Genomic DNA, 21750 nt, shown 5'->3' on the forward strand with positions numbered 1-21750 from the left:
CTGATTGACCTTGTTTTTGCAATGTGACTGAACGGCTAACTATCGCCGGTGTGCATATGTTAGGCAGAGCCTGCTTTTGCTCTTTTCAAGTGCAAAATTGCTGCTAAGGTCAATCAAAAATACATTTGGGGAATAATGTCAGCCAATTTATCCGACCGGCCTCTTCTGGATGTCCGCCGGCTCACGAAAGTATTTGGGCAGCTCAGAGCTTGCGATGGGGTTGATCTCACCATTGCCAAGGGTGAAATTCACGCGCTGCTGGGTGAAAACGGCGCCGGAAAATCCACTTTCGTCAAGATGCTGTTCGGTGCTCTCCAGCCGCTCGAAGGCGAAATCGTCTGGAAGGGCGAGAGCGTCGTCATTGGTGAACCTGCCGCCGCAAGAAAACTCGGCATCGGAATGGTTTTCCAGCACTTTTCGCTGTTCGACTCGCTGACTGCCGCGGAAAATATCGCTCTTTCACTCGACCATTCGCTACCCTTGTCGGATGTGGCGAGGCGCGCGGGTGAAGTCGGCAAGACCTATGGTCTGCCGGTCGATCCGCAGGCCCATGTCGGCGACCTTTCGGTCGGTGAGCGCCAGCGCATCGAAATCGTACGTTGTCTGCTGCAGGAACCCGACCTGATCATTCTGGATGAACCGACGTCGGTTCTGACGCCGCAGGAAGCCGACCGCCTGTTTGAAACGCTGGAGCGGCTGAAGGCTGAAGGCAAATCCATCCTCTATATCAGCCACCGTCTGGAAGAGGTGAAGCGCCTCTGCGACCGCGCAACTGTGTTGCGCCACGGCAAGGTGGTCGGTCATTGCGATCCGCGCAAGGAAACGGCGGCATCGCTTGCCCGCATGATGGTTGGCAATGATATCAAAGTCGTGGCGCGCAGCCCGATGGATGCTCCTGCGACACGGGCCGAGGCGCTGTTTGAAATCAAATCACTGTCGCAGCCGCCACGCGGACCGTTTTCCACGGCGCTGAAGAATATCTCGCTTTCGGTGGCGGCAGGCGAGGTCGTCGGCATTGCTGGCGTTGCAGGCAACGGGCAGGGTGAATTCTTCGAAGCCATCTCTGGAGAGGTGCTGCAATCGGCGGCGTCGACCGTGCGCATTCGCGGCAAGGATGCGGGCAGGCTCGGCATCAGCGAACGCCGCATGATGGGTGCCGCCTTCGTGCCGGAAGAGCGGCTCGGCCATGGTGCAGTGCCTTCACTGCCGCTGACCGATAATCTGTTCCTGTCGCGATACAGGACCGATGCGAAAGCCTTCTTGCGCGGTGGTGCGCTGAAACTGATAGCTGAAAGCGCGTTGCATTCCGCCGCCCGGCGTATCATCGAGCGCATGGATGTGCGCAAAAGCGCAGAAAACCCGCCAGCTTCTGCATTGTCTGGCGGCAATTTGCAGAAATTCATCATCGGTCGCGAACTCGACCGGTCTCCATCAGTCATGGTGGTCAACCAGCCGACATGGGGCGTCGATGCGGGCGCCGCAGCTCACATACGACAGGCTCTTGTGGATTTGGCGCGTTCCGGTTCCGCCGTTCTCGTCATCAGCCAGGATCTCGATGAACTCTTTGAAATCAGTGACCGGATCTCCGTTATGAATCATGGTCAGCTTTCCGAGCCTATGCCTGTTGCTGAACTGACCCTTGAAAAGATCGGCCTGCTGATGGGCGGCATTTCCGGTGAAGCAGAGGCGGGGGCAGCCTGATGCGGATCGAACTCGTCAAACGCCCCCAGCCGTCGAGACTTTTCAGCGCCTTGTCGCCCTTGCTGGCTTTGGCGCTTACTTTCATTTTCGGCGGGCTCGCCTTCGCCTTGATGGGCAAAGACCCTTTCAACGCGCTGTATGTGTTCTTCGTCGAACCTTTGTTCGATATCTGGTCGTGGCATGAATTGCTGGTCAAGGCTGCGCCGCTGATCCTGATCGCGGTGGGCCTGTGCGTCTGCTTCCTGTCGAACAACTGGAATATTGGTGCCGAAGGGCAGTTCATCATGGGGGCCGTCGCTGGTTCCATTTTGCCGGTGCTGTTTCCCGACTTCCAGTCATGGATTGTTCTGCCGCTGATGATGTTGATGGGCATGGTGGGTGGCGCGGCCTATGCCTCGGTTCCGGCCTTCCTCAAGGTGCGCTTCAACACGAACGAGATTCTCACCAGCCTGATGCTGGTCTATGTGGCGCAGCTCTTTCTCGACTGGCTGGTGCGCGGACCGTGGCGTAACCCGGAAGGCTACAACTTCCCGGAAACGCGCCAGTTCAATGAAAGCGCTATTCTGCCGGAAATCTGGAGTGAATCGGGCCGTGCACATTGGGGTTTTGTTCTGGCGTTGATTGCAGCTGTGCTGGTCTGGTTTATGCTCAAGCACACGCTGAAGGGCTTTGAGGTCAAGGTTATTGGCCAGAGCCCACGCGCCGGGCGCTTTGCGGGTTTCAGCTCGGGCAAGCTGGTTTTCTTTGTCTTCGCCGTTTCGGGCGCGCTGGCCGGGCTTGCCGGTATTGCGGAAACATCCGGTGCTATCGGGCAGCTTCGTCCGGTGATTTCACCGGGCTATGGTTTCACTGCGATCATCGTCGCGTTTCTGGGGCGTCTCAATCCACTCGGAGCTATTGCAGCGGGGCTTGTGCTGGCGCTGTCCTATCTCGGCGGCGAGGCGGCGCAGGTCGCCATTGGCATTTCAGAAAAATCGGCCCGCGTGTTTCAGGGGATGATCCTGTTCTTCGTGCTCGCCTGTGATACGCTCATTCTCTACCGCATTCGCCTTGTCAGCACGCGCAAAGCGGGAAAGGCCTGATCCGATGGAACTGACCCAGGCCATTCTTCTCACAATTGCCACCGCCGCAACGCCGCTGCTGATCGCAGCCATCGGCGAACTGGTGGTGGAGCGTTCCGGCGTACTCAATCTCGGCGTTGAAGGCATGATGCTGATGGGCGCTGTTTCCGGCTTTGCCGCAGCGCAGCTTACCGGCTCGGCATGGCTCGGCCTTCTGGCGGGTATTGCCGTTGGAACCTTGTTTTCGGCCATTTTCGGCTTCCTGACACTCACACTTGTCACCAATCAGGTGGCGACCGGTCTTGCACTAACCATTCTGGGTATCGGTGCTTCGGCCATGCTGGGTGAAAGCTTTGTCGGTATTCCGGGCGTGCGGCTGGACGCGATCTATATTCCGTATCTCACGGATATTCCTCTGGTCGGCCGGTTCCTGTTCGGGCAGGACCCAATCTTCTATTTCTCGCTTCTGCTGGTTGCAGGCGTGACGTGGTTCCTGTTCCGCACACGCGCGGGTCTCACCTTGCGTGCTATTGGCGACAGCCACGGTTCCGCCCATGCGCTTGGCGTGCATGTGGTGCGCACACGCTATCTGGCAGTGCTGTTCGGTGGAGCCTGCGCGGGTCTTGCAGGCGCGCAGCTCTCGCTCGTCTATGTGCCGCAATGGGTGGAAAATATGACGGCCGGTCGTGGCTGGATCGCACTCGCGCTCGTCGTTTTCGCCTCGTGGCGGCCATGGCGGGTGCTGATCGGAGCATATCTTTTCGGTGCGGTCACCATCGGCCAGCTGCATGCGCAGGCGCTTGGATTTGGCATGCCGTCGCAGTTGCTGTCGGCCTTGCCTTATATCGCGACCATCGTGGTGCTGGTGATCATCTCGCGCAACAAGCGCCTGACGATGATGAATACGCCCGCATCGCTCGGCAAGCCGTTCGTACCGGACAGATAGGGGTTAAACGAAAGCCGCTCCCAACAGCTTTTGTTTTGAATATTGGGTGTCAACAAGGAGTGCAGGGAACATGAAAAAGACGCTTATGGCCTTCGCTACAGCTGCGAGCTTTATGCTCGGCGGCGCGGCGCATGCGGAAGAAAAACTGAAGATCGGCTTCATCTATATCGGACCTCCGGGCGATTTCGGCTGGACCTATCAGCACGATCAGGCGCGCAAGGAACTGGTTGAGGCACTGGGCGACAAGGTTGAAACCACCTATCTCGAAAACGTGCCGGAAGGTGCTGATGCCGAGCGCTCCATCGAACGTCTGGCACGCGCCGGTAACACGCTGATCTTCACGACCTCGTTCGGTTACATGGACCCGACGATCAAGGTCGCCAAGAAGTTCCCCAAGGTGAAATTCGAGCACGCTACCGGTTATAAGACCGCCGACAATGTCTCGGTCTATAATGCGCGTTTCTATGAAGGCCGGTATGTTCAGGGGCAGATCGCTGCAAAGCTCTCCACCAAGGGCGTAGCAGGCTATATTGCCTCCGTGCCGGTGCCGGAAGTGGTGCAGGGCATCAACGCATTCATGCTGGGTGCGCAGTCGATCAATCCGGATTTCAAGGTCAAGGTCATCTGGGCGAATTCGTGGTTCGATCCAGGTAAGGAAGCCGATGCCGCCAAGGCCCTGATCGATCAGGGCGTAGATATTCTGACCCAGCACACCGATTCCACTGCCGCCATTCAGGTTGCAGCCGAACGCGGTATCAAGGCTTTTGGTCAGGCTTCGGACATGATCAAGTTTGCGCCAAAGACGCAGCTGAGCGCCACCATTGACGAATGGGGTCCATATTATATCGACCGCGCCAAGGCTGTTCTCGATGGCACCTGGAAGAGCCAGGATATCTGGTGGGGCATGCATGAAGGCCTCGTCAAGATGGCTCCGTTCACCAACATGCCGGACGACGTGAAGAAAATGGCCGAGGAAACCGTGGCCAAGATCAAGTCCGGTGAGTTGAAGCCGTTTACGGGTCCGATCAAGAAGCAGGACGGTTCGGAATGGCTCAAGGCTGGCGAACATGCTGACGACAAGACCTTGCTCGGCATGAACTTCTACGTCGCAGGCGTGGACGACAAGCTGCCGCAATAAGACTTGTAAACAGGCAAAAGGAAGGGCGCTTCGGGCGCCCTTTTTTGTTTTAAACAACGATGACTGTACGGCTTTCTTAAAGCGATAGTTTAAGGCCTTCATGGCTGTCTGTGAAACCGAGCGACTGATAAAAGCGCAGTGCATCGGAGCGGGATTTGTCGGTCGTAAGCTGCACCAACCCGCAGCCCCGTTCGCGGCATTTCTCAACAGCCCATTCGATCATCTGGCGGCCAATGCCCCCGCCGCGAATATCGCTGGCTATACGCACGCTTTCAATCTGGCCCCGCCATTGGCCCATGCGGGACAGGCCCGGAATGAAGCTCAATTGCATGCAGCCGATAATGCGCCCGTCTTGCTCGACCACAGCCAGAAACTGGTTCGGGTCGGTGTCGATGGCAGCAAAGGCGTTCCGGTATTCGTCGCGCAATGGCAGGCTGGCGTCTTCGCGCTTTGCGCCAAGCGCATCATCGGCAAGCATGGCGACGATAGCCGCCACATCTGCCGATGTTGTTTTTCGGATGGCAATGGCTGCCGAAGCCGCCATCAGACGGCGATGCCGTGCAGATCGTAGGCGTCGCTCGCCTCGACTTTCACGGTAACGATATCGCCAACACGTAGCGGGCGACGCGACTGGATATGCACGCTGCCGTCGATTTCCGGCGCGTCATAGCGGGTGCGACCCTTGGCGATTGTGCCATTCGCCTCATCAATAATGACGGGCAGGCGCTTGCCGACCTTCTTCTTGAGAAGATTGGTGGAAATCTGCTGCTGCTTGGCCATGAAACGATGCCAGCGCGATTCCTTGATTTCTTCCGGCACCTGTTCGAGGCCGAGATCATTGGCCTTTGCGCCCTTGACTGGCTCATATTTGAAGCAGCCAGCGCGTTCGATCTTGGCTTCATCGAGCCAGTCGAGCAGCAGCTGGAAATCTTCTTCGGTTTCACCGGGATAGCCGACGATGAAAGTCGAGCGGACGGCCAGATCCGGGCAGGTTTCGCGCCATGCCTGAATGCGGCGCGAGGTCTTTTCCTGATGCGCCGGGCGGCGCATGTTTTTCAGAACGGCAGGCGAAGCATGCTGGAACGGAATATCGAGGTAAGGCAGGATTTTGCCTTCCGCCATCAACGGAATGACCTCATCGACATGCGGGTAGGGGTAGACATAATGCATACGCACCCAGACGCCCATGTCACCCAGTTCGCGCGACAGATCAAGGAACTTGGTGCGGACGGTGCGGTCCTGCCACATGGCTTCCTGATATTTAATGTCGAGGCCGTAGGCGCTTGTATCCTGCGAAATGACGAGGATTTCCTTGACACCGGCTGTCACCAGCTTTTCGGCTTCGCGCAGCACCTGATCGATCGGGCGCGAGACGAGATCGCCACGCAGCGCCGGAATGATGCAGAAAGAACAGCGGTTGGAGCAGCCCTCGGAAATTTTTAGATAGGCGTAGTGGCGCGGCGTGAGCTTCACGCCCTGCGGCGGCACCAGATCAACAAACGGATCATGTGCTGGCGGGGCGGCTTCGTGCACGGCGCTCATCACGCTTTCATAGGCCTGAGGGCCGGTGATGGCGAGCACGTTCGGGTGACGTTCGCGAATGACGTCCGGTTCCGCGCCGAGGCAACCGGTAACAATCACCTTGCCATTTTCGTTGAGTGCGAGGCCGATGGCTTCAAGTGACTCATCGCGTGCGGAATCGAGGAAGCCGCATGTATTGACGATTACCAGATCGGCGCCGTCATGTTTACGGGAGATTTCATAGCCTTCCGAGCGGAGGCTGGTGATGATGCGTTCGGAATCGACCAGCGCCTTCGGGCAGCCAAGTGAAACGAAACTGACGCGCGGTGCGCTCATTGGGGGAACCTTGCAAATTTCGGAAATTGCGCGCGCAATACCACGACAAAGGGGCCAAGGTAAAGCTTGGATGCCGGGCGTGGTTGCCGCATGGCGGCAATAAAAAAGCCGGGACTGGAGGTCCCGGCTTCGGAGTACCTGGAAAAACAGGCTTATTCGGCTGCGTCCGCAGGAGCTGCGTTCAGCTGGCCGTAGCGCTCTTCACCGATTTTCGCCAGCAGGTCGAGCTGGGTTTCGAGGAAGTCGATGTGGCCTTCTTCGTCTGCCAGAAGCTCGTCAAAAAGCTGCTTGGAAACGTAGTCGCCGAGCTCATCGCAGATTTCGCGCGACTTCTTGTAGGAAGCGCGGGCATCATACTCACCGGCAAGATCGGCTTCCAGAACTTCCTTGACGTTCTGGCCGATGCGCAGCGGTGCGAGAGTCTGCAGGTTTGGGTGACCTTCGAGGAAGATGATGCGGTCGATGATCTTGTCAGCGTGATGCATTTCTTCGATGGATTCTTCACGCTCTTTCTTGGCAAGACGCGTGAAACCCCAGTCGTTCAGCAGGCGGTAGTGCAGCCAATACTGGTTGACGGCGCCGAGCTCAAGAAACAGAGCCTCGTTAAGCCGCTCGATGACCTTTGGTTCGCCTTTCATTCCATGAACTCCCGAATTTGTCGCGTAGAGAACGTACACGATCCATGAACTGGATGACGTTTTCGTCCATTTGGTTGTGACGAAGATGATACTCTTCAGTCACCCTTATGATCGTTTCTACGACGTTTGGGAAGCAGCCGCAGCAGCGGCCGCGCTTGGACATGGCGTTATAGACGGTGCCGGGAACGATAAGCTGCCAGCAATCCTGATCGAGAAGTTCGATCACAACTGCCTCGATATCTTTATCTGTAATGACGTTACAGCTGCAAACTAGCATGAGACGGATACTCCCATGCCATTCCGGCAGTAAAAACCTGACGCGGAATGCGAAAAATGGAGGAAGTTTACCTGATTGCCCGGTACTTCTACTTCAAGACGGCTGCTGGAAACGCGCAGCGTTATTTTACTGGTGGCGCGAGGCCAAGATGAACCGGACAATGGTTCCTCCAATTGCAAGGGTTAAAGGCCCGAACATTAAAGGTCTATTTAGGCGGTCTATTAAACTCACCAAACTAGGTCAGGTTATGGCTGGGGAGCAGGGTATCTGTCAAATTCTATGTTTTTGAAATGTTCTAAAAAACAATTACTTAGAATCATTCTAAATATGAGTTAACTACCCATGTTTACACATGAATTGGGTGTTTAAATGCTTCGTCGGCAACGATGTGAAAGCGTCACCGACAGAAACTGTGCCATTTCGCCGCACCTTGTGGAAAAGGTGGGCGAGACAGTGACTTATGCGCCTTCGACGGCGCTGAAGCCTTCAAACTGCGGTGGTCCGAGATAAAGCGGCTTATTGGTTCCGGCATTGCGGTGCGCATCGCGGAACTGTTCGGACTTGGTCCAGAAGGTGAAATCGTCACGGCTGCGCCAGACCGTATGGGAAGCATACAGCGTATAGCCTTCCTCTTCACTGGTCGCGCCGCGCAGCAGGTGGAACGTTTCGAAGCCCGGAAGCTCGGAAAGCGTGGAATCGCGGTTTTTCCAGACGGCTTCGAAATCGGCTTCGCTGCCGATGCGGACCTTGAAGCGATTCATGGCTATGAACATGGCTCATCCTTTTCCATTGGGTTTGGACTGGCTTTTGATCGACTATAGCGGGTTTTCTGGTCGGCATGGCCAGAAACCTGAAATCGTATTTCCGGCGCGTGCGGTGGTAGGGCCGCACGCGCCGCGTCACATCTCGGGATCAGAAGGCCGCAGCCGCGGTCAGAGGTTGGCCAGCCTTCAAAGATGCGACGGTTAGATCATGTCCGGGGCACTTGCCTCGGATCAGAACTGGAACTGTGTCGCCACGAGGAACGTACGTCCTTGACCGGAGCCCGACGTGCTCAGGAATGGCGTGTAGCTCTTGTCGAACAGGTTGTTGACCTTCAGCGTCAGGTCCACGTTGTCGGTGAACTTGTAGTTGGCGAACACATCCACGAGGCCATAGCTGTCGGACTGGGTAACGCCGGTGTAACCGACGGTATCGCCGCCAGAAACATAGGAGTAGCGACCGCCAACCGTCAGCTTGCGTTCGAGGAAACGTGCACCGCCGCTAACCGAGAAGACATCATCCGGCATGTACTGACCTGCGCCGAGACCTGGGGTCTGCGCCGGAAGATCCGACTTCGAGTGGGTATATGTAATGCCGCCGAAGGCCATGCCTGCGTCATACATCGCTTCGAGTTCGAAGCCGCGCACCTGCGAAGTGCCGTCGACATTGACGAACTGGTACTTGCGATAGGTCGGGTTGAACGTGGACGTGATGTAGTCCTCGACATCCATGTCGTAATAATCGGCCTTCAGGCGCAGCGAGTCTCCGGCAAGAAACAGATCGTCTTTCTTGAGGTTGACGCCGATTTCCCAACCCTTCTGGGTTTCAGGCGAAAGGGTCGGATTCGGCAGGAAGCTGACGCTTGTCGAGCCGGGATGGTTGCCGCCCAACATGGTTTCCTGAAGCGTTGGCGAACGCATGCTCTGGGAATAGGTCACGTATGGCTGCAACCAGTCGGTCGCGTTGATTGCCAGCGTGATTTTTGGGTCGAGACGCTGCTTGGAAATATCGACGTCATAGACGCCGTTTTCGCCGAAGCCGGCCAGTCCAGTGTCGGCGCTGCCCGACGTTTTGAAGAAGTCGTAGCGCAGGCCGGCGATCAGGTCGACAATGCCGTAGCTGAAGGTGGTCTCGGAGAAGACTGCGCCGTTGCTGCTGCGTCCGTCGACTGGATTGACGCCGGAATTGTCGCCCGAAATATTGTCGCGGAAATATTCGACGCCGTAGTTCCACTTGACGCCGACTTCGCCGACACTGAAGCGCGATGTGTTCGAGATGTCGAAACCATAGCCCTTATCGGTGATGCCACGGCCTGTCGCGCTGCCCGGAAGGCCCGTGGACAGGCTGTTGTAATAGGTCATGTCGAGGCGGTTGTAGTAAGCGTTGACATGCAAGTCGATCAGGTCGTTATCCGACGGGTTGTAGCTGTAATTCGCCGTGAACGTCTTGTTCTTGACGTTCTGGTCATAGGAATTGGCGCCAAAGTCGTTGTTGTAGAAAACACCGCCAAGCGACAGCTTGTGATCTTCGCCGAAACCAAATTCGGTCTTGACGAGACCCGAAGTCAGTTCCTGTCCGGTATCCGACTGTTCGACGCCATCGCCATCCTTGTAGTTCTTGGAATCGCGGCGGCTGATGGCAGCGGCAACGCCCATCGAATTGACGCGTGCACCAGCGGCCAGCATTTCAGAGAAGCCGACGCCGTTGCTGCCCCAGGAGGCGCGTCCGAGGACACCATATTGCTGGCCCTGACGGACGATATCGTCCACGCCGAGCGTGCGGAAATTGACGCTGCCGGCAAGCGCGCCGCCGCCGGTGCCGGTCACTGCGCCGCGTGAAATGTCGATATCGGCGAGAAGGTTCGGATCGACATAGGTGAAGCCCTGTGCCTCGTGGCCGGTGAAGCGGAAGTTCTGACGAACGCCGTCAACCATCATGTTAACGCGTCCGGAACCTTCAAAGCCGCGAATATTGACGGCAACACCCGGCTGGGAGCCGTTCACGCGGGTGAAAACGCCCGGCTTGTCGCGCAGCACATCGTCCAGCTTCACATCGCCATTACGGCGCAGCTCTTCACTGGAAACGGTGCTGACTGCGGCGGGCGTATTGTAGGTCGCATCGCCCTTTGCACCATCGCCCTTGATGGTGATCGTCTTCAGCTTGACGTCGCTTTCGCTCTCGGCTGCTTTCTGTTCCTGCGCGAGTGACTGCGATGCCATCGCGACAAGAATTACGGCGAGCCCGCTGCTCGCCAGGAATGAACGCTTGTGTACCCCACCAGTCGCCCGCATTGCTGTATTTCCTCTGCGCAAGTGTGCTCCCGCCGACCTGAGAATCGGCAGGAAAGCCTAAGAATTCAATTGTTTAGAATGCTTCCAATATGGAGGCTGCTCTGCTGGCTGGCGAAGACGAATTCTTCGTGGCTTGCGCTGGAAGGGCGAGATTTAAACTTGACTCGATTAATCCAGTAATGCAGTGATTAGTAAACATGACTAACGATGTCAACAAATCAATTTCGTCACTAACAGACGGATATCGTTTTGTGAAAAACGTGGCTTCCCAGCGAAGCTTTTAAGTCAAAGGCAGGCAGGAAAATGAACAGGCGTATTCATATAGACATGCAAGTGCGTTTGCCCCGCGGGCACGCCGCCGACCGTTCTGCCAACCGCATGATCGACGGTCCGGCGATCGATAACACCGGTGAACGCGCCGCGCCGACGATTCGCGCGACCCTCAAGGAAGCGCAGATCAAGACTTATGGTAGCCGCGAACTTTTCGACGGCTCCCGCGAGGTAGGGATAGAGCACGGCGGATCGCTCTATCGCCTCAAGATTACCCGCCAAGGCAAGCTCATTTTGAACAAGTAGGCACGACTCTCATGACGCAATATTCCAAGCCCTCCCCAGAGCAGATTCTCCAGGCACGGGCGGACAACCCGAAGGCGCGCGAACGCGATTTCGCACAAAGCCTCGGTATTTCTGAAGCCGATTTCGTTGCTGCCCATTGTGGTCTCGACGATGATGCCGCCATCTCGGCCCGCCGCATTCGCGCAGATGTCGAGACCTTGCTCAAGCGCGCTTCGAGCCTCGGCGAAGTTATGGCGCTGACGCGCAATGAAAGCGTCGTGCATGAAAAGATCGGACCATTTGAAAAAGCCGTTTGGGGCCCACATGCGTCAATCGTGCTTGGAAAGCAGATCGACCTGCGTATTTTCCCAAAGCATTGGGTGCATGGTTTTGCCGTTCGTAAGAAGGACGGTGAAGAAGTGCGTCGCAGCCTCCAGTTCTTCGATGCGTCCGGTGAAGCGGTGCACAAAATCCATCTGCGTCCGGCATCCGATGTTGATGCCTATGAGGCGCTTGTCACCGAACTTCTGCTCGATGATCAGTCGGGTTCTATCGAAACGACTGCGATCGCGCCGAAAGGTGCAAAGGCCAATGTTGCGCTTGTCGATACCGATGCCTTCCGCGAACGCTGGAGCGCTTTGACTGATGTGCACCAGTTCATGGGGCTGTTGAAGGATTTTGGCGTGGATCGCCATCAGGCCGTGCATCTTGCCGGACAGGATTTCGCGTGGCGCGTTGATCTTTCATCCGTGGAAGCCATGATGAATCATGCTGTTCAGCAGCAGTTGCCGATTATGTGCTTTGTCGGCAATCGCGGTTGTATCCAGATCCACACCGGGCCGATCCATGAGATCAAGATGATGGGCCCGTGGCTCAATGTTCTCGATCTGACCTTCCACATGCATCTTCGTATCGATCATATCGCCGATGCGTGGGTCGTGCGTAAGCCGACCAAGGACGGTCACGTCACGTCGCTGGAAGCTTATGATGCCAATGGCGAACTGATTATTCAGTTCTTCGGCGAGCGTCATGAAGGCGAGGCGGAACTGGCCGACTGGCGCATGATTGCCGAAAATCTGCCGCGTCTTCCCCGGTCGACCGCTGCATAGGACGCGCATCATGTCTGTCATTTCAGCACGTTTTACGCGCGTTGCCACTGTCGCCGCTATGGCTTGGTCAATCGGTACCGGCATTGCCGGTGCGGATACCGTCGAACGGTTTGCCGATACATCACGCATTGTCTCTGTCGGTGGACCGCTGACGGAGATCGTCTATGCGCTTGGCGCGGAAAAGATGCTTGTCGCACGCGATCAGACCAGCACCTATCCGGCGGCGGCTGAAGCCCTGCCGGATGTAGGTTATATGCGTCAGCTTGCACCGGAGGGGGTGCTGTCGGTCAATCCGACGGGCATTCTGCTCATTCAGGGCAGCGGTCCGCAGGACACGCTGGAGGTTTTGAAGAAAGCCTCCGTGCCGATGGTTATCGTGCCGGAAGATTATAGCGGTGAAAGCGTCATCGCGAAGATCGAGGCTGTCGGCAAGGCGCTCGGTCTTGAAGACAAGGCCAAGGTGCTGGCGGATAGCATTGCCGGTGATCTTCAGGCTGCCGAAAAGGCCGCTGCTGCCCACGAACAACGCAAGCGCGTGTTGTTCGTCTTGAACGGTGCTGGCGGACGCCTGATGGCGTCTGGAACCGGTACGGCCGCTGACGGCATGATCAAGCTTGCAGGTGGTGTGAACGTCATTACCGAATATCCGGGTTACAAGCAGCTGACCGACGAAGCCATCGGCAAGGCTGCACCGGATATGATCTTGATGATGAACACCGGCGGCGATGGTGTCGGCCCGGCTGACCTTTTGAAGAATCCAGCGATTGCCAGCACACCTGCCGGGCGCGCCAAAAATGTCGTCGCCATGGATGCGCTTTATCTGCTGGGCTTCGGCCCGCGTACCGGGGCTGCCATTCGTGAACTGTCGGCGAAACTCTACGACACGCCAGCCGGACAATAATCGGATCAGGCATCCGACATGAGGAATAAGCAAATGACCAGCCAAGGTCGTGTGGCAGGCGGAGAGCCCTTCACCATGCGTCATCGAGCCGGAGACAGTCGGAAAAACACTGGTGCAACCGAGAAGGCCGGGGATCGCACGCAACGCGCCCGCGTCGTTCTGGCCGCACTCGGCGTTGCGCTATGCCTCACAGCTCTGTTCAGCCTCACGGCTGGCGCTTCGGATGCATCCATTCTCACGCTGCTGCGTGGATTTATGAGCGGCGAGGGGGCGGAGACCTTCCAGCGTGATCACCTGATCATCATGGAAATCCGCCTACCGCGTATCATCCTCGGTATGCTGATCGGTGCGGGGCTTGCCGTGTCCGGTGCCGTCATGCAGGGGTTGTTCCGCAATCCGCTGGCCGATCCCGGTCTTGTGGGCGTCGCGTCGGGCGCCAGTCTTGGTGCCGTGTCGATGATTGTGCTCGGCGGCAGTGTTCTGGCGCCGGTTATCGCAGTTCTGGGCATCTATGCGCTACCTTTGGCGGCCTTCTTCGGCGGCCTTGCCACGACCTTGTTGCTATACCGGGTTGCGACGCGGCGCGGGCGCACTTCAGTTGCCACCATGCTTTTGGCAGGTATAGCACTTGGCGCGCTGGCGGGAGCTGCAACCGGCGTTCTTGTCTATATGGCTGATGACCGTCAGTTGCGGGATCTCACTTTCTGGGGACTTGGCTCGCTTGCAGGTGCGACCTGGAGCAAGATCGTCGCAGCCGGGCCGATCATCGCCGTGGTGCTGATTGCTGCTCCGATGCTGGCGCGTGGTCTCAACGCGCTTGCATTGGGCGAAGCCGCCGCCGGGCATCTTGGCATTCAGGTACAGCGCATCAAGAATGTCGCCATCGTCACCGTTGCTGCGGCCACCGGTGCGACGGTGGCTGTCGCCGGTGGTATCGGCTTTATCGGTATCGTGGTTCCGCACCTGCTGCGTCTCAGCATCGGCCCGGATCACCGCTATCTTCTGCCCGCGTCAGCACTGCTGGGCGCTATTCTGCTTCTGCTTGCCGATGCAGTCAGCCGTACCATCGTTGCACCGGCGGAACTGCCCATCGGCATTATTACCGCCATGTGCGGTGCGCCATTCTTCCTCTGGATATTGCTGCGTCAGCGCGGCCTTCTTGATCTGTGAGGGCGTCATGATTGAAACCAAGTCACTCAGTGTTCGTCTCTCGGGCAAGTCGATCATCGAGAATATCGATTTCACGGCGCGCGCCGGTGAAATCACCGCAATCGTCGGCCCGAACGGATCGGGCAAGACGACGCTCTTACGCGCATTGTCGGGTGATGTGCCTTTTACGGGCGAGGCACTTCTGGACGGGCGGTTATTCGCGGATTTCAAGCCATGGGAAATGGCGGCCCGTCGTGCGGTGCTTCCGCAGGCCAGCGCCTTGTCTTTTCCTTTCACTGTGCGTGAGATCGTCGGAATCGGTTTGACTGGCGGTTACAGCGGTTTGCCACGCGATCTTGAGAGCGGCTTGCCCGATCTCGCCTTGCAGCGGGTGGACCTTGGCGGCTTCGGCGGCAGGCTTTATCAGGAGCTTTCCGGCGGCGAACAGCAACGGGTGCAACTTGCCCGCGTGTTGTGCCAGGTCTGGAAGCCGGTCGTTGACGGCTCCGCGCGCTATCTCTTTCTCGATGAGCCGATTTCAAGCCTCGATATCAGACACCAGATTGTCGTGATGGAAATCGCGCGGGATTTTGCCGCTGAAGGCGGCGGGGTGATCGCCATTCTGCATGATCTCAATCTGACCGCCATGTTTGCCGACCGGATTGCGGTCATGTGTCAGGGCAGGCTCGATACAATTGGCACACCGCAAGAAGCGCTGACCGATGAACGGCTGGAGCGAGTGTATGAATGCGCGCTACGGGTAGGGGTGCCTCCCGCACGCGGCGTGCCCTTCGTATTGCCGCAATCGGCTTATCGCGCCGCTGCCGAATAAAAGCAGACACATTAAAAAAGGTCCGGTTTTCACCGGACCTTTTGATTTACGCTATCTGATGAGCTTAGCTCGCGACGCGCTGTTCTTCCATTTCATCGAGACCCAGCAGTGCGCGCACATTCGGACGGGCCTTTACGAGGTCTGAAATGCTGTACTTCATCAACACACCAAAGAATGCGTTCAGCGCTTCACGCAGGGCTGAGTTCAGGGCGCAGCTGTCAACCAGTGGGCACTCGGTCGCATCGTTCTCGAAGCATTCCGCCATGGCGAAGTTTTCTTCGGTGACGCGCACGACATCGAACAGGCTGATATCGTTGGCTGCACGGCCGAGACGCACACCGCCATTGCGGCCACGCACGGTTTCAACCAGCCCGTTTTCCACGAGTGGCTGCAGAATCTTGAAGAGAAAAAGCTCCGAAACGCTATAAGCGCGAGCGATTTCCGGAATGCGGCTCAGCTTGCCTTCATTCGCGGCACAATACATCAGTATCCGAACGGCATAATTCGTCTGGCGAGTAAGGCGCATGAGAGTTCCTTTCAGCACGTCCCAGAGCATTTTCTAACCCGACCAAGTCAGGTCGGAAAATGCCCTCGCTCTTATATTCCGGCTCTATGATCTGGTCTGAAGTTCCGGCTTCAGTTCCAAATCGGCCATGTTGAGAAAACTCTCCGCTCATGGCGTTTTGATGGAAGCCGGATTTCCTTGATGATCCAGTTTAGAATCGTTCTTAATATATAGAAAGTCTTTTCCCATATTTAAAGTGGAAAAAACGAGTCGTATTTTTTCCCATAGCGAGCCCTCCCGTGCCCGGTTTGAGTTTTACTGGCAGACATCGATCCATTCCGCAGTGACCAAAGTCGCCATTCTGTCTGGCGCGATACGAACCGCGCTATTGGTTGCACCGGCTGCTGGCACCACTTCCTCGTAAGCTTTCAGCGAGATATCGCAATAGACTGGAAGCGCGCTCGGCAAGCCGAAGGGGCATACACCGCCAACCGGGTGGCTGGTCTCGGCGAGAACGGTTTCGGCATCCAGCATGCGCGGCTTGGTGCCGAAGTGATCCTTGAATTTCCGATTATCGATGCGCGCGTCACCGCGTGTGACAATGAGAATTGTCTGGTCCTTGGTCGAGAAAGAAAGCGTCTTCGCGATCTGGCCCGGCTCCACACCATGCGCTTCTGCAGCCAGGGCTACAGTGGCGGTGCTGGTTGGCAATTCGATGACTTCGACTTCGGGTGCCTTGTCAGCGAAAAACGCCTTTACGGATTCCAGACTCATAGCTTCCCTTTTAGGTGACAACTTAACTCAAGTTTACGTCTCATTAACGATGAGAGCAACCCTAGAACAGTTATAATTTTGATGGAATTCGCCAAATGCCAAGAAAATGCAGTTGTCACGCATTTCTGATGGCTGCAGGGGTGAGTTTTGAGCCGACTTACGCGGGGCCTTAGACATAACAGGCAGGTTGAAAGGGGCAGAATTGCTTTCAGCCGGCGATTTGTCGCCGGCCGCTGTTATATTGAGTGCGCCGAGTGTTATCCACTCTGGCGGAGGTAGGAAATTGTGCAGGGCCGCGACAATCCTTGTGAATCCTGATTGCGCTTGCCTTGAGCACGCGATTATTTGTGCGGAACGTTCTTCTTGTCAGCGCCTTTGTTCTGGGCCTTGGGGGCGGCCTTCTTGGTTGCTGCGGGCTTTTTGTCCTTTCCCTTCTGTTCCTGCTTCAGCGGCAGCACGCCCTGCGCAGCAAAAGCTGTCGGTGTGCCGAGAAAAGAAAAGGCGATGGCTGCTGCAATGAATTGCTTCATATCTGATATCCTCGTTGATCTTAGCGGAAATTGGATAGAGCAATAGAAGGGCCAGTTTTGGACCGTAATGTAACGGAATGTTTCTGTAGTGGTGAAATAAAAGAAAATAATATGATCTAAGGAATCAGATGAATGTTCTGATTATGGAAATATGTGTAAATGAATCCGGCATGTATAGGCAATTTAGTTTGTCGATATCTTCATAGAAGAGCAATGGGATTGGAAATTGCATTTCAGATTTTCTCTTGGTGCGCTCATAGCGGCGTTCATTATTTTTGTATCGTTGTCTGCGTTGGCAACGCTCGGCGCTGGACTGGGCTGGATAAGAAGCTTCGCGGGGGATGTGGTCGCTGTCATTTTCGTCTATGCGGTTCTCCGCACTGTTATTGACGGCAACCGATTCATGTTGGCTACCGTCGCATTTCTCGTCGGCGTTTTCGTTGAGTTCGGGCAATATCTGGCCAAGCTCTACGATGTTCAAATTGCGAACCGCGCTTTGCGCATCATTCTTGGCGCTACGCCTGACTGGCTCGATGTTCTTGCCTATGGGATTGGCGCTCTTATCGTTGTGGCCTATCTGGAATTGCGCCGCTTCTACGATGCGGGGACTGAGCCGTGATGGTGTTCAATGCTGTCATAGACATAATTTTGCACCGTGGACTTGTTTTGAACACATTGGCCACCTATATCGCTTTCATCGGCATAGCTTAAGAGCGCTGGACGCGTCTGTTGCTCGCTATTGCCGCCATCGTTTGATGCTTTTGACCACGGATGTACTGGCACTGGTAGGAAAGCGATGGATCAGGAAGGTCGGTGCGTTTTCGCCCCGGCCTTTTTTGTTATCTGGGCGCAGAGCTGTCCTCCTGAGAGTTCATACAGAACCGCTTCGATCAAGTTGACGCGGCGATAAAAGCTGCTAAGAAGTCACCCATTGAGTGACTGATGGGCAAATCACTGATTTGCAGCTTTTCCTGTCTCAGGAAAAGAAATCATAACAATCACTTGGAGGGGTGGCCGAGCGGTTTAAGGCACCGGTCTTGAAAACCGGCGTGCAGGAGACTGTACCGTGGGTTCGAATCCCACCCCCTCCGCCATTGTTCCCGTAAGTTTGTTTCTGCTGCACCGTTAAAAACGGTTGAGATTTTGTGTGTGTGCAGTTTCGGATATCAGTGGCAGTCGTGCAAACGATGTTTGAGTGGATTTTCTTATATTTTCATTTCGATTTTTTTCGTTTTTGGAAATAAAATAATATATATGAATAAAACTGTATTCTATTATCTATCGTTATAGATCTTTTAAGATAAAATATCTCCAATATTCATCAATAATAACATTGATTTTATTTAATGATTATTGTGCCTTTCATTCATTTATTGTTCATCGCGGGTTGGGTAGCGTGAGTTCATCACGAAAGGAGAATTTTATGTTCAAGAAGATCCTACTCGCAGCTGTTGCTCTGTCGTTCATTGGCGCGCCATTGGCGCAGGCTCGTGACAACCAGCCGCAGCGCAAGCCAGCTGTTCATCAGTCGCAAGCGAAGAAGCAGCCAGCCAAGAAGGGTTGGTCGAAGGGGCAGCGTTTAAGCGGGTCGCGCCATAGCGAAGTCAAGGATTACAAGCGTTATGGCCTTCGCGCGCCGGGTCGGGGCCAGCAATGGGTCAAAGTCGATAATCAGTATCTTCTGATTACCGCAGCGACCGGTCTTATTGCTGGCGTGATGGCCGCTCGGTAATTCTGGCCGTGAAATTGGACGGTTAGCGCCGTCCAAACTCGCTGAGAAGCGTTTGGGCGTTCCCTCGCGTCTGGCGCTTCTCATCGAGAATCTCTTGCCGAATTGGCAATTAGCGCGATTGTTTGCGCATGAGCATGATGAAGAGCGGCGTGCCGATAAACGCCGTCACAATCCCTGCCGGAATTTCCTGCGGCGCCAAGATCGCCCGGCCCAGCATATCGGCCAGAACTGTTAGCACTGCGCCGATCAGCGCCGTCACTGGCAGCAAATGCCTGTAGCGCGCGCCGCAACAAAGGCGCGCTGCATGTGGCGCAATCAACCCCACGAAGCCAATCGCACCGACAGCGGACACCGCGCCTGCCACGGAAAGGGCGGCAAGCAGCAGCATCCACAAGCGGGTGATTGCAGTGTTGACGCCGAGCGATTCAGCGGCATCCCGACCAAGCGCCAGAATGTCGAGGCGTTTGGCGAATGCCATGGAAACGGCGATCAGCAAAAGCCAGGGGGCCAGCGCTGTCACGTCCTGCCAATCGCGCCCATGCGTGGAGCCCGCGAGCCAGGCAAGCGCTTCTGCAACCTGAAGCTTTGCTTCAATCACCACGATTGTGCTTAATGCCGAAAGGCTGGCCGCGACGGCAAGTCCGGTCAGCGCTGTGCGTGTCGGCGACAGGTTTTTACCGAGCAGGCTCAACAGCACAACCACAAGGCAAGCACCGCCTGCCGAAAAGAGAGCAAAGAGTGTGCTTCCGGGAATGATGCCGCCGAGCAGCGCGACGAGACTTGCGAGTGCTGCGCCTTGTGCAAGACCTAATGTCTCGGGGCCGGATAGCGGATTGCGCGTTACGGACTGCAACAACAATCCAGCCACTGCGAGCAAAGCGCCTGCGCCCATGGCAATCAATACGCGCGGTGCGCGCAACGCCTCTACCGCCTGCCAGTCGATGTCGCGTCCGGCGATGCCATCGCCGAAGAGTAGCCCGGCAACAAGAGTCGCGATCAGAAGAGCGCCGAGGCTCGCATAAAGCACCGTCGGCCGTCGGAATATGGTTTTACCCTGAATCTGTGTGGCGTTGGCTGCTGCGTCAGTCTTCATGCGCCGCAATACGAAGATCAGCGCCGGTGCTGCAAAGCAGGCAGCCAGAATGCCTGTCGGGATGAGTGTGCCTGCGCTACTCAGCCACTGTGCGGCAAGGTCGGCTGAAAGCAGCGCGACAGCTCCCCACAGGCAAGCGGCGGGCAAAAGCACATTGTGCCGAACCATGCCGGTGGCGCGCAGCAAATTGGGCACTGCCAGACCAATGAAGCCGATGGGCCCGGCGATGGTGACAGCAGCGCCGGATAGCACGATTGTTGCCAGAAGGCCGATCAGGGCCGTCGCCTTGCCCAGCCCAAGGCTTGCCGCCATATCACTGCCGAGCGCCATGACGTCGAACTGGCGGGCGAGGGCGACAAGCAGCAGGATAGCACCCAGGATCAAGGGTGCGAGTGTTGCAACCTTGTTCCAGCCAGTCTGCTCCAGCATGCCGGACGACCAGAGAATGATGCCGGATGCGCGATCATCGGCAATCAAGATAATGGCGGAAGAGAGCGCCGAAAAGGAAAGCGACACCGCCACACCGGCCAGCGCGAGCCGAACCGCTTGTGCTCGCAAACCGCCGCCAACCAGCAGGCATATTGTTCCGCCAAGCGCACCGCCGATGATCGTGGCAAGAAAGCCCGGAAAGGCAAAAGGCAACAGCAGGCTGGAAACAACCAGCGCCAGTTGTGCGCCGCTGGTGACTGCGAGAATGTCCGGTGCTGCAAGTGGATTGCGCAAAATGGTCTGCATCACCGTGCCTGCGGCAGCAAGCGCTGCGCCGACCAGTATGGCTGCGATTGCGCGGGGCAGGCGAATGGTCTCGATGATGATCTGCGCGAGGGATTGCGGGCGCGATGGTGACTGCAAGACATCCTGTAAGGTGACATTGCCGCTACCTATGACAAGTTCGGCAGTTGTCAGCGCGACCAGCAGCAGGATTGCCAGAACAACAATGCCTACAGTGAAGGTCGCCGTTTTTGTCTGGTTCGATGCCAGAGGCTGCGCAGTCATTCCGCGTTCCGCTCATGTTCGGCGGATGGCTGAACCGTTGGATCATTGACCCAGCGGGGCATGCAGAACGGGATCGGCAAAACCGGATGCGCTGTCACCTCGATGTCGAAGTCGAAGGCTTCCCTAAGACGCTTTGTTGTGAAAACGCTTTCGGGACTACCGGAGGCCATCAACCGGCCTTTGCGCATCAGAATAACATCGTCGGCCAGTTCCAGCACCTGATTGAGATCGTGCAGAACGGCGACGATGGTCAGGCCGTGATTGCGGTTCAACTGCTTGAGTAACGTCAGCAGTTCAGCCTGATGGCGAATGTCGAGAAAATTTGTCGGCTCATCGAGAAACAGGACGGACGGTTCCTGGGCGAGAGCCAACGCCACCCAGGCGCGTTGGCGTTCGCCGCCGGAGAGAGAAGCCACCTGACGATGACGCAGGGCATGCAGGCCCGTTTGCGTGATGGCGCGTTCAATTGTCTGTCGGTCATGATCGCCGAGGCGGGAAAACAGGCCGCGATGCGGATGACGTCCGTTTTCGACCAGCTCTTCCACGGTCAGGCCAGAGGGAACCTCTGGCATTTGTCCCAGCACGGCAATCTTGCGGGCCAGATCAATTCGTTTCAGGCGGTTGATGTCTTCACCGTCGAACAAAACCTGACCGCTTGTTGGTGTCTGAAGGCGCGCCATGCTTCGCAACAGTGTGCTTTTGCCCGAACCATTGGCTCCGCAAATGACGGTTATGCGTCCGGCCTCAACCGAGGCATCGACCGAATTCAAAGCCATCGCGCCGTCAAAACTGACGGAGACGCCAACCGTCCTGATGATTGCTTTGTCCTGCGTGGCCATCGGCTTCCAAACGACACGTTCTTCGATGCCGTGTGATAGCCAAGAGGATAGGGCTTCGCAAGTT

General features: G+C 56.5%; 22 protein-coding genes and 1 tRNA gene. 12 read left to right on the plus strand and 11 right to left on the minus strand.

Annotation, left to right across the window (positions count from 1 at the left end):
- The first annotated feature begins 135 nt into the window (after positions 1–135).
- The 4 genes from QBD01_RS10740 (at position 136) to QBD01_RS10755 (ending at position 4846) form a co-directional block, all read left to right on the plus strand.
- Positions 136–1701, plus strand: coding sequence for an ABC transporter ATP-binding protein (locus QBD01_RS10740; protein ID WP_280992766.1), 1566 nt, complete (start codon positions 136–138; stop codon positions 1699–1701).
- Positions 1701–2783 (plus strand): ABC transporter permease, encoded by a 1083-nt coding sequence (locus tag QBD01_RS10745; RefSeq protein ID WP_280992767.1) that lies wholly within the window; start codon positions 1701–1703, stop codon positions 2781–2783. The genes QBD01_RS10740 and QBD01_RS10745 overlap by 1 nt, the downstream gene beginning before the upstream one ends.
- Before the next feature lie 4 nt (positions 2784–2787).
- The gene (locus QBD01_RS10750) at positions 2788–3708 is read left to right on the plus strand and encodes an ABC transporter permease (RefSeq protein WP_280992768.1); all 921 of its coding nucleotides are present in this window, start codon (positions 2788–2790) and stop codon (positions 3706–3708) included.
- A gap of 70 nt (positions 3709–3778) precedes the next feature.
- Positions 3779–4846 (plus strand): BMP family ABC transporter substrate-binding protein, encoded by a 1068-nt coding sequence (locus QBD01_RS10755; RefSeq protein ID WP_280992769.1) that lies wholly within the window; start codon positions 3779–3781, stop codon positions 4844–4846.
- A 76-nt stretch (positions 4847–4922) separates the two neighbouring features.
- Here the strand turns inward: QBD01_RS10755 and QBD01_RS10760 are convergent, their stop codons facing one another.
- The 6 genes from QBD01_RS10760 to QBD01_RS10785 form a co-directional block, all read right to left on the minus strand.
- On the minus strand, positions 4923–5390 hold the full coding sequence (locus QBD01_RS10760) for a GNAT family N-acetyltransferase (RefSeq protein WP_280992770.1): 468 nt from the start codon (positions 5388–5390) through the stop codon (positions 4923–4925).
- Positions 5390–6703: a 30S ribosomal protein S12 methylthiotransferase RimO gene (rimO, locus tag QBD01_RS10765; RefSeq protein WP_280992771.1), complete on the minus strand. Its 1314-nt coding sequence runs from the start codon at positions 6701–6703 to the stop codon at positions 5390–5392. Before rimO ends, QBD01_RS10760 begins: the two co-directional genes overlap by 1 nt.
- A gap of 152 nt (positions 6704–6855) precedes the next feature.
- Positions 6856–7341: a bacterioferritin gene (bfr, locus tag QBD01_RS10770; RefSeq protein ID WP_171317361.1), complete on the minus strand. Its 486-nt coding sequence runs from the start codon at positions 7339–7341 to the stop codon at positions 6856–6858.
- Complete coding sequence (locus QBD01_RS10775; RefSeq protein WP_109367516.1) at positions 7307–7618, minus strand: bacterioferritin-associated ferredoxin; 312 nt, start codon at positions 7616–7618, stop codon at positions 7307–7309. Before QBD01_RS10775 ends, bfr begins: the two co-directional genes overlap by 35 nt.
- A gap of 458 nt (positions 7619–8076) precedes the next feature.
- Positions 8077–8391, minus strand: a complete 315-nt coding sequence (locus QBD01_RS10780; RefSeq protein WP_280992772.1) for an antibiotic biosynthesis monooxygenase — start codon at positions 8389–8391, stop codon at positions 8077–8079.
- Between the two features lie 222 nt (positions 8392–8613).
- Positions 8614–10671, minus strand: a complete 2058-nt coding sequence (locus QBD01_RS10785; protein WP_280992773.1) for a TonB-dependent receptor domain-containing protein — start codon at positions 10669–10671, stop codon at positions 8614–8616.
- Between the two features lie 303 nt (positions 10672–10974).
- On the opposite strand from QBD01_RS10785, the gene hemP reads away from it, so the two are divergent.
- Genes hemP through QBD01_RS10810 form a run of 5 tightly spaced genes read left to right on the plus strand, consistent with a single transcriptional unit; the run spans position 10975 to position 15217 of the window.
- Positions 10975–11247, plus strand: coding sequence for a hemin uptake protein HemP (hemP, locus tag QBD01_RS10790; protein ID WP_078340362.1), 273 nt, complete (start codon positions 10975–10977; stop codon positions 11245–11247).
- 11 nt (positions 11248–11258) lie between these two features.
- Complete coding sequence (locus QBD01_RS10795) at positions 11259–12335, plus strand: ChuX/HutX family heme-like substrate-binding protein (protein ID WP_280992774.1); 1077 nt, start codon at positions 11259–11261, stop codon at positions 12333–12335.
- 10 nt (positions 12336–12345) lie between these two features.
- Positions 12346–13236 (plus strand): ABC transporter substrate-binding protein, encoded by an 891-nt coding sequence (locus tag QBD01_RS10800; RefSeq protein WP_280992775.1) that lies wholly within the window; start codon positions 12346–12348, stop codon positions 13234–13236.
- A gap of 33 nt (positions 13237–13269) precedes the next feature.
- Positions 13270–14406: a FecCD family ABC transporter permease gene (locus QBD01_RS10805; protein ID WP_392391375.1), complete on the plus strand. Its 1137-nt coding sequence runs from the start codon at positions 13270–13272 to the stop codon at positions 14404–14406.
- Positions 14407–14413: 7 nt separating this feature from the next.
- Entirely contained in the window at positions 14414–15217 is an 804-nt protein-coding gene (locus QBD01_RS10810) for a heme ABC transporter ATP-binding protein (protein WP_280992776.1), read from the plus strand.
- A gap of 64 nt (positions 15218–15281) precedes the next feature.
- Here QBD01_RS10810 and rirA read toward each other — a convergent pair whose 3' ends face one another.
- The 3 genes from rirA to QBD01_RS10825 form a co-directional block, all read right to left on the minus strand.
- The gene (rirA, locus tag QBD01_RS10815; protein WP_109367509.1) at positions 15282–15743 is read right to left on the minus strand and encodes an iron-responsive transcriptional regulator RirA; all 462 of its coding nucleotides are present in this window, start codon (positions 15741–15743) and stop codon (positions 15282–15284) included.
- A 294-nt stretch (positions 15744–16037) separates the two neighbouring features.
- Positions 16038–16496, minus strand: a complete 459-nt coding sequence (locus tag QBD01_RS10820) for a YbaK/EbsC family protein (RefSeq protein ID WP_280992777.1) — start codon at positions 16494–16496, stop codon at positions 16038–16040.
- 341 nt (positions 16497–16837) lie between these two features.
- Positions 16838–17026 carry a hypothetical protein gene (locus QBD01_RS10825; RefSeq protein WP_280992778.1) on the minus strand — a complete coding sequence of 63 codons (189 nt, stop codon included), beginning with the start codon at positions 17024–17026 and terminating at the stop codon, positions 16838–16840.
- Between the two features lie 292 nt (positions 17027–17318).
- Between QBD01_RS10825 and QBD01_RS10830 the strand changes: the two genes are divergently transcribed.
- From QBD01_RS10830 to QBD01_RS10840, 3 genes are all read left to right on the plus strand, one after another.
- Positions 17319–17645 carry a DUF2809 domain-containing protein gene (locus tag QBD01_RS10830; RefSeq protein ID WP_280992881.1) on the plus strand — a complete coding sequence of 109 codons (327 nt, stop codon included), beginning with the start codon at positions 17319–17321 and terminating at the stop codon, positions 17643–17645.
- 385 nt (positions 17646–18030) lie between these two features.
- Positions 18031–18120, plus strand: a tRNA-Ser gene (locus QBD01_RS10835).
- Between the two features lie 329 nt (positions 18121–18449).
- Entirely contained in the window at positions 18450–18758 is a 309-nt protein-coding gene (locus tag QBD01_RS10840) for an RcnB family protein (protein WP_280992779.1), read from the plus strand.
- A 109-nt stretch (positions 18759–18867) separates the two neighbouring features.
- Here QBD01_RS10840 and QBD01_RS10845 read toward each other — a convergent pair whose 3' ends face one another.
- Together QBD01_RS10845 and QBD01_RS10850 are read right to left on the minus strand one after the other, a co-directional pair.
- On the minus strand, positions 18868–20847 hold the full coding sequence (locus QBD01_RS10845) for an iron ABC transporter permease (protein WP_280992780.1): 1980 nt from the start codon (positions 20845–20847) through the stop codon (positions 18868–18870).
- Entirely contained in the window at positions 20844–21686 is an 843-nt protein-coding gene (locus QBD01_RS10850; protein ID WP_280992781.1) for an ABC transporter ATP-binding protein, read from the minus strand. Before QBD01_RS10850 ends, QBD01_RS10845 begins: the two co-directional genes overlap by 4 nt.
- Positions 21687–21750 lie beyond the last annotated feature (64 nt).

The organism is Ochrobactrum sp. 19YEA23 (assembly GCF_029909865.1).
GTDB lineage: Bacteria > Pseudomonadota > Alphaproteobacteria > Rhizobiales > Rhizobiaceae > Brucella > Brucella gambitense.

Coding starts and splice junctions, on each gene's coding strand:
- bfr (WP_171317361.1), bottom strand. CDS start 7,341: ATGAAAGGCGAACCAAAGGTCATCGAGCGGCTTAACGAGGCTCTGTTT.
- QBD01_RS10795 (WP_280992774.1), top strand. CDS start 11,259: ATGACGCAATATTCCAAGCCCTCCCCAGAGCAGATTCTCCAGGCACGG.
- QBD01_RS10780 (WP_280992772.1), bottom strand. CDS start 8,391: ATGTTCATAGCCATGAATCGCTTCAAGGTCCGCATCGGCAGCGAAGCC.
- QBD01_RS10785 (WP_280992773.1), bottom strand. CDS start 10,671: ATGCGGGCGACTGGTGGGGTACACAAGCGTTCATTCCTGGCGAGCAGC.
- QBD01_RS10745 (WP_280992767.1), top strand. CDS start 1,701: ATGCGGATCGAACTCGTCAAACGCCCCCAGCCGTCGAGACTTTTCAGC.
- QBD01_RS10825 (WP_280992778.1), bottom strand. CDS start 17,026: ATGAAGCAATTCATTGCAGCAGCCATCGCCTTTTCTTTTCTCGGCACA.
- QBD01_RS10840 (WP_280992779.1), top strand. CDS start 18,450: ATGTTCAAGAAGATCCTACTCGCAGCTGTTGCTCTGTCGTTCATTGGC.
- QBD01_RS10800 (WP_280992775.1), top strand. CDS start 12,346: ATGTCTGTCATTTCAGCACGTTTTACGCGCGTTGCCACTGTCGCCGCT.
- QBD01_RS10760 (WP_280992770.1), bottom strand. CDS start 5,390: ATGGCGGCTTCGGCAGCCATTGCCATCCGAAAAACAACATCGGCAGAT.
- hemP (WP_078340362.1), top strand. CDS start 10,975: ATGAACAGGCGTATTCATATAGACATGCAAGTGCGTTTGCCCCGCGGG.
- QBD01_RS10805 (WP_392391375.1), top strand. CDS start 13,270: ATGACCAGCCAAGGTCGTGTGGCAGGCGGAGAGCCCTTCACCATGCGT.
- rimO (WP_280992771.1), bottom strand. CDS start 6,703: ATGAGCGCACCGCGCGTCAGTTTCGTTTCACTTGGCTGCCCGAAGGCG.
- QBD01_RS10810 (WP_280992776.1), top strand. CDS start 14,414: ATGATTGAAACCAAGTCACTCAGTGTTCGTCTCTCGGGCAAGTCGATC.
- QBD01_RS10845 (WP_280992780.1), bottom strand. CDS start 20,847: ATGACTGCGCAGCCTCTGGCATCGAACCAGACAAAAACGGCGACCTTC.
- QBD01_RS10775 (WP_109367516.1), bottom strand. CDS start 7,618: ATGCTAGTTTGCAGCTGTAACGTCATTACAGATAAAGATATCGAGGCA.
- rirA (WP_109367509.1), bottom strand. CDS start 15,743: ATGCGCCTTACTCGCCAGACGAATTATGCCGTTCGGATACTGATGTAT.
- QBD01_RS10850 (WP_280992781.1), bottom strand. CDS start 21,686: ATGGCCACGCAGGACAAAGCAATCATCAGGACGGTTGGCGTCTCCGTC.
- QBD01_RS10820 (WP_280992777.1), bottom strand. CDS start 16,496: ATGAGTCTGGAATCCGTAAAGGCGTTTTTCGCTGACAAGGCACCCGAA.
- QBD01_RS10740 (WP_280992766.1), top strand. CDS start 136: ATGTCAGCCAATTTATCCGACCGGCCTCTTCTGGATGTCCGCCGGCTC.
- QBD01_RS10755 (WP_280992769.1), top strand. CDS start 3,779: ATGAAAAAGACGCTTATGGCCTTCGCTACAGCTGCGAGCTTTATGCTC.
- QBD01_RS10750 (WP_280992768.1), top strand. CDS start 2,788: ATGGAACTGACCCAGGCCATTCTTCTCACAATTGCCACCGCCGCAACG.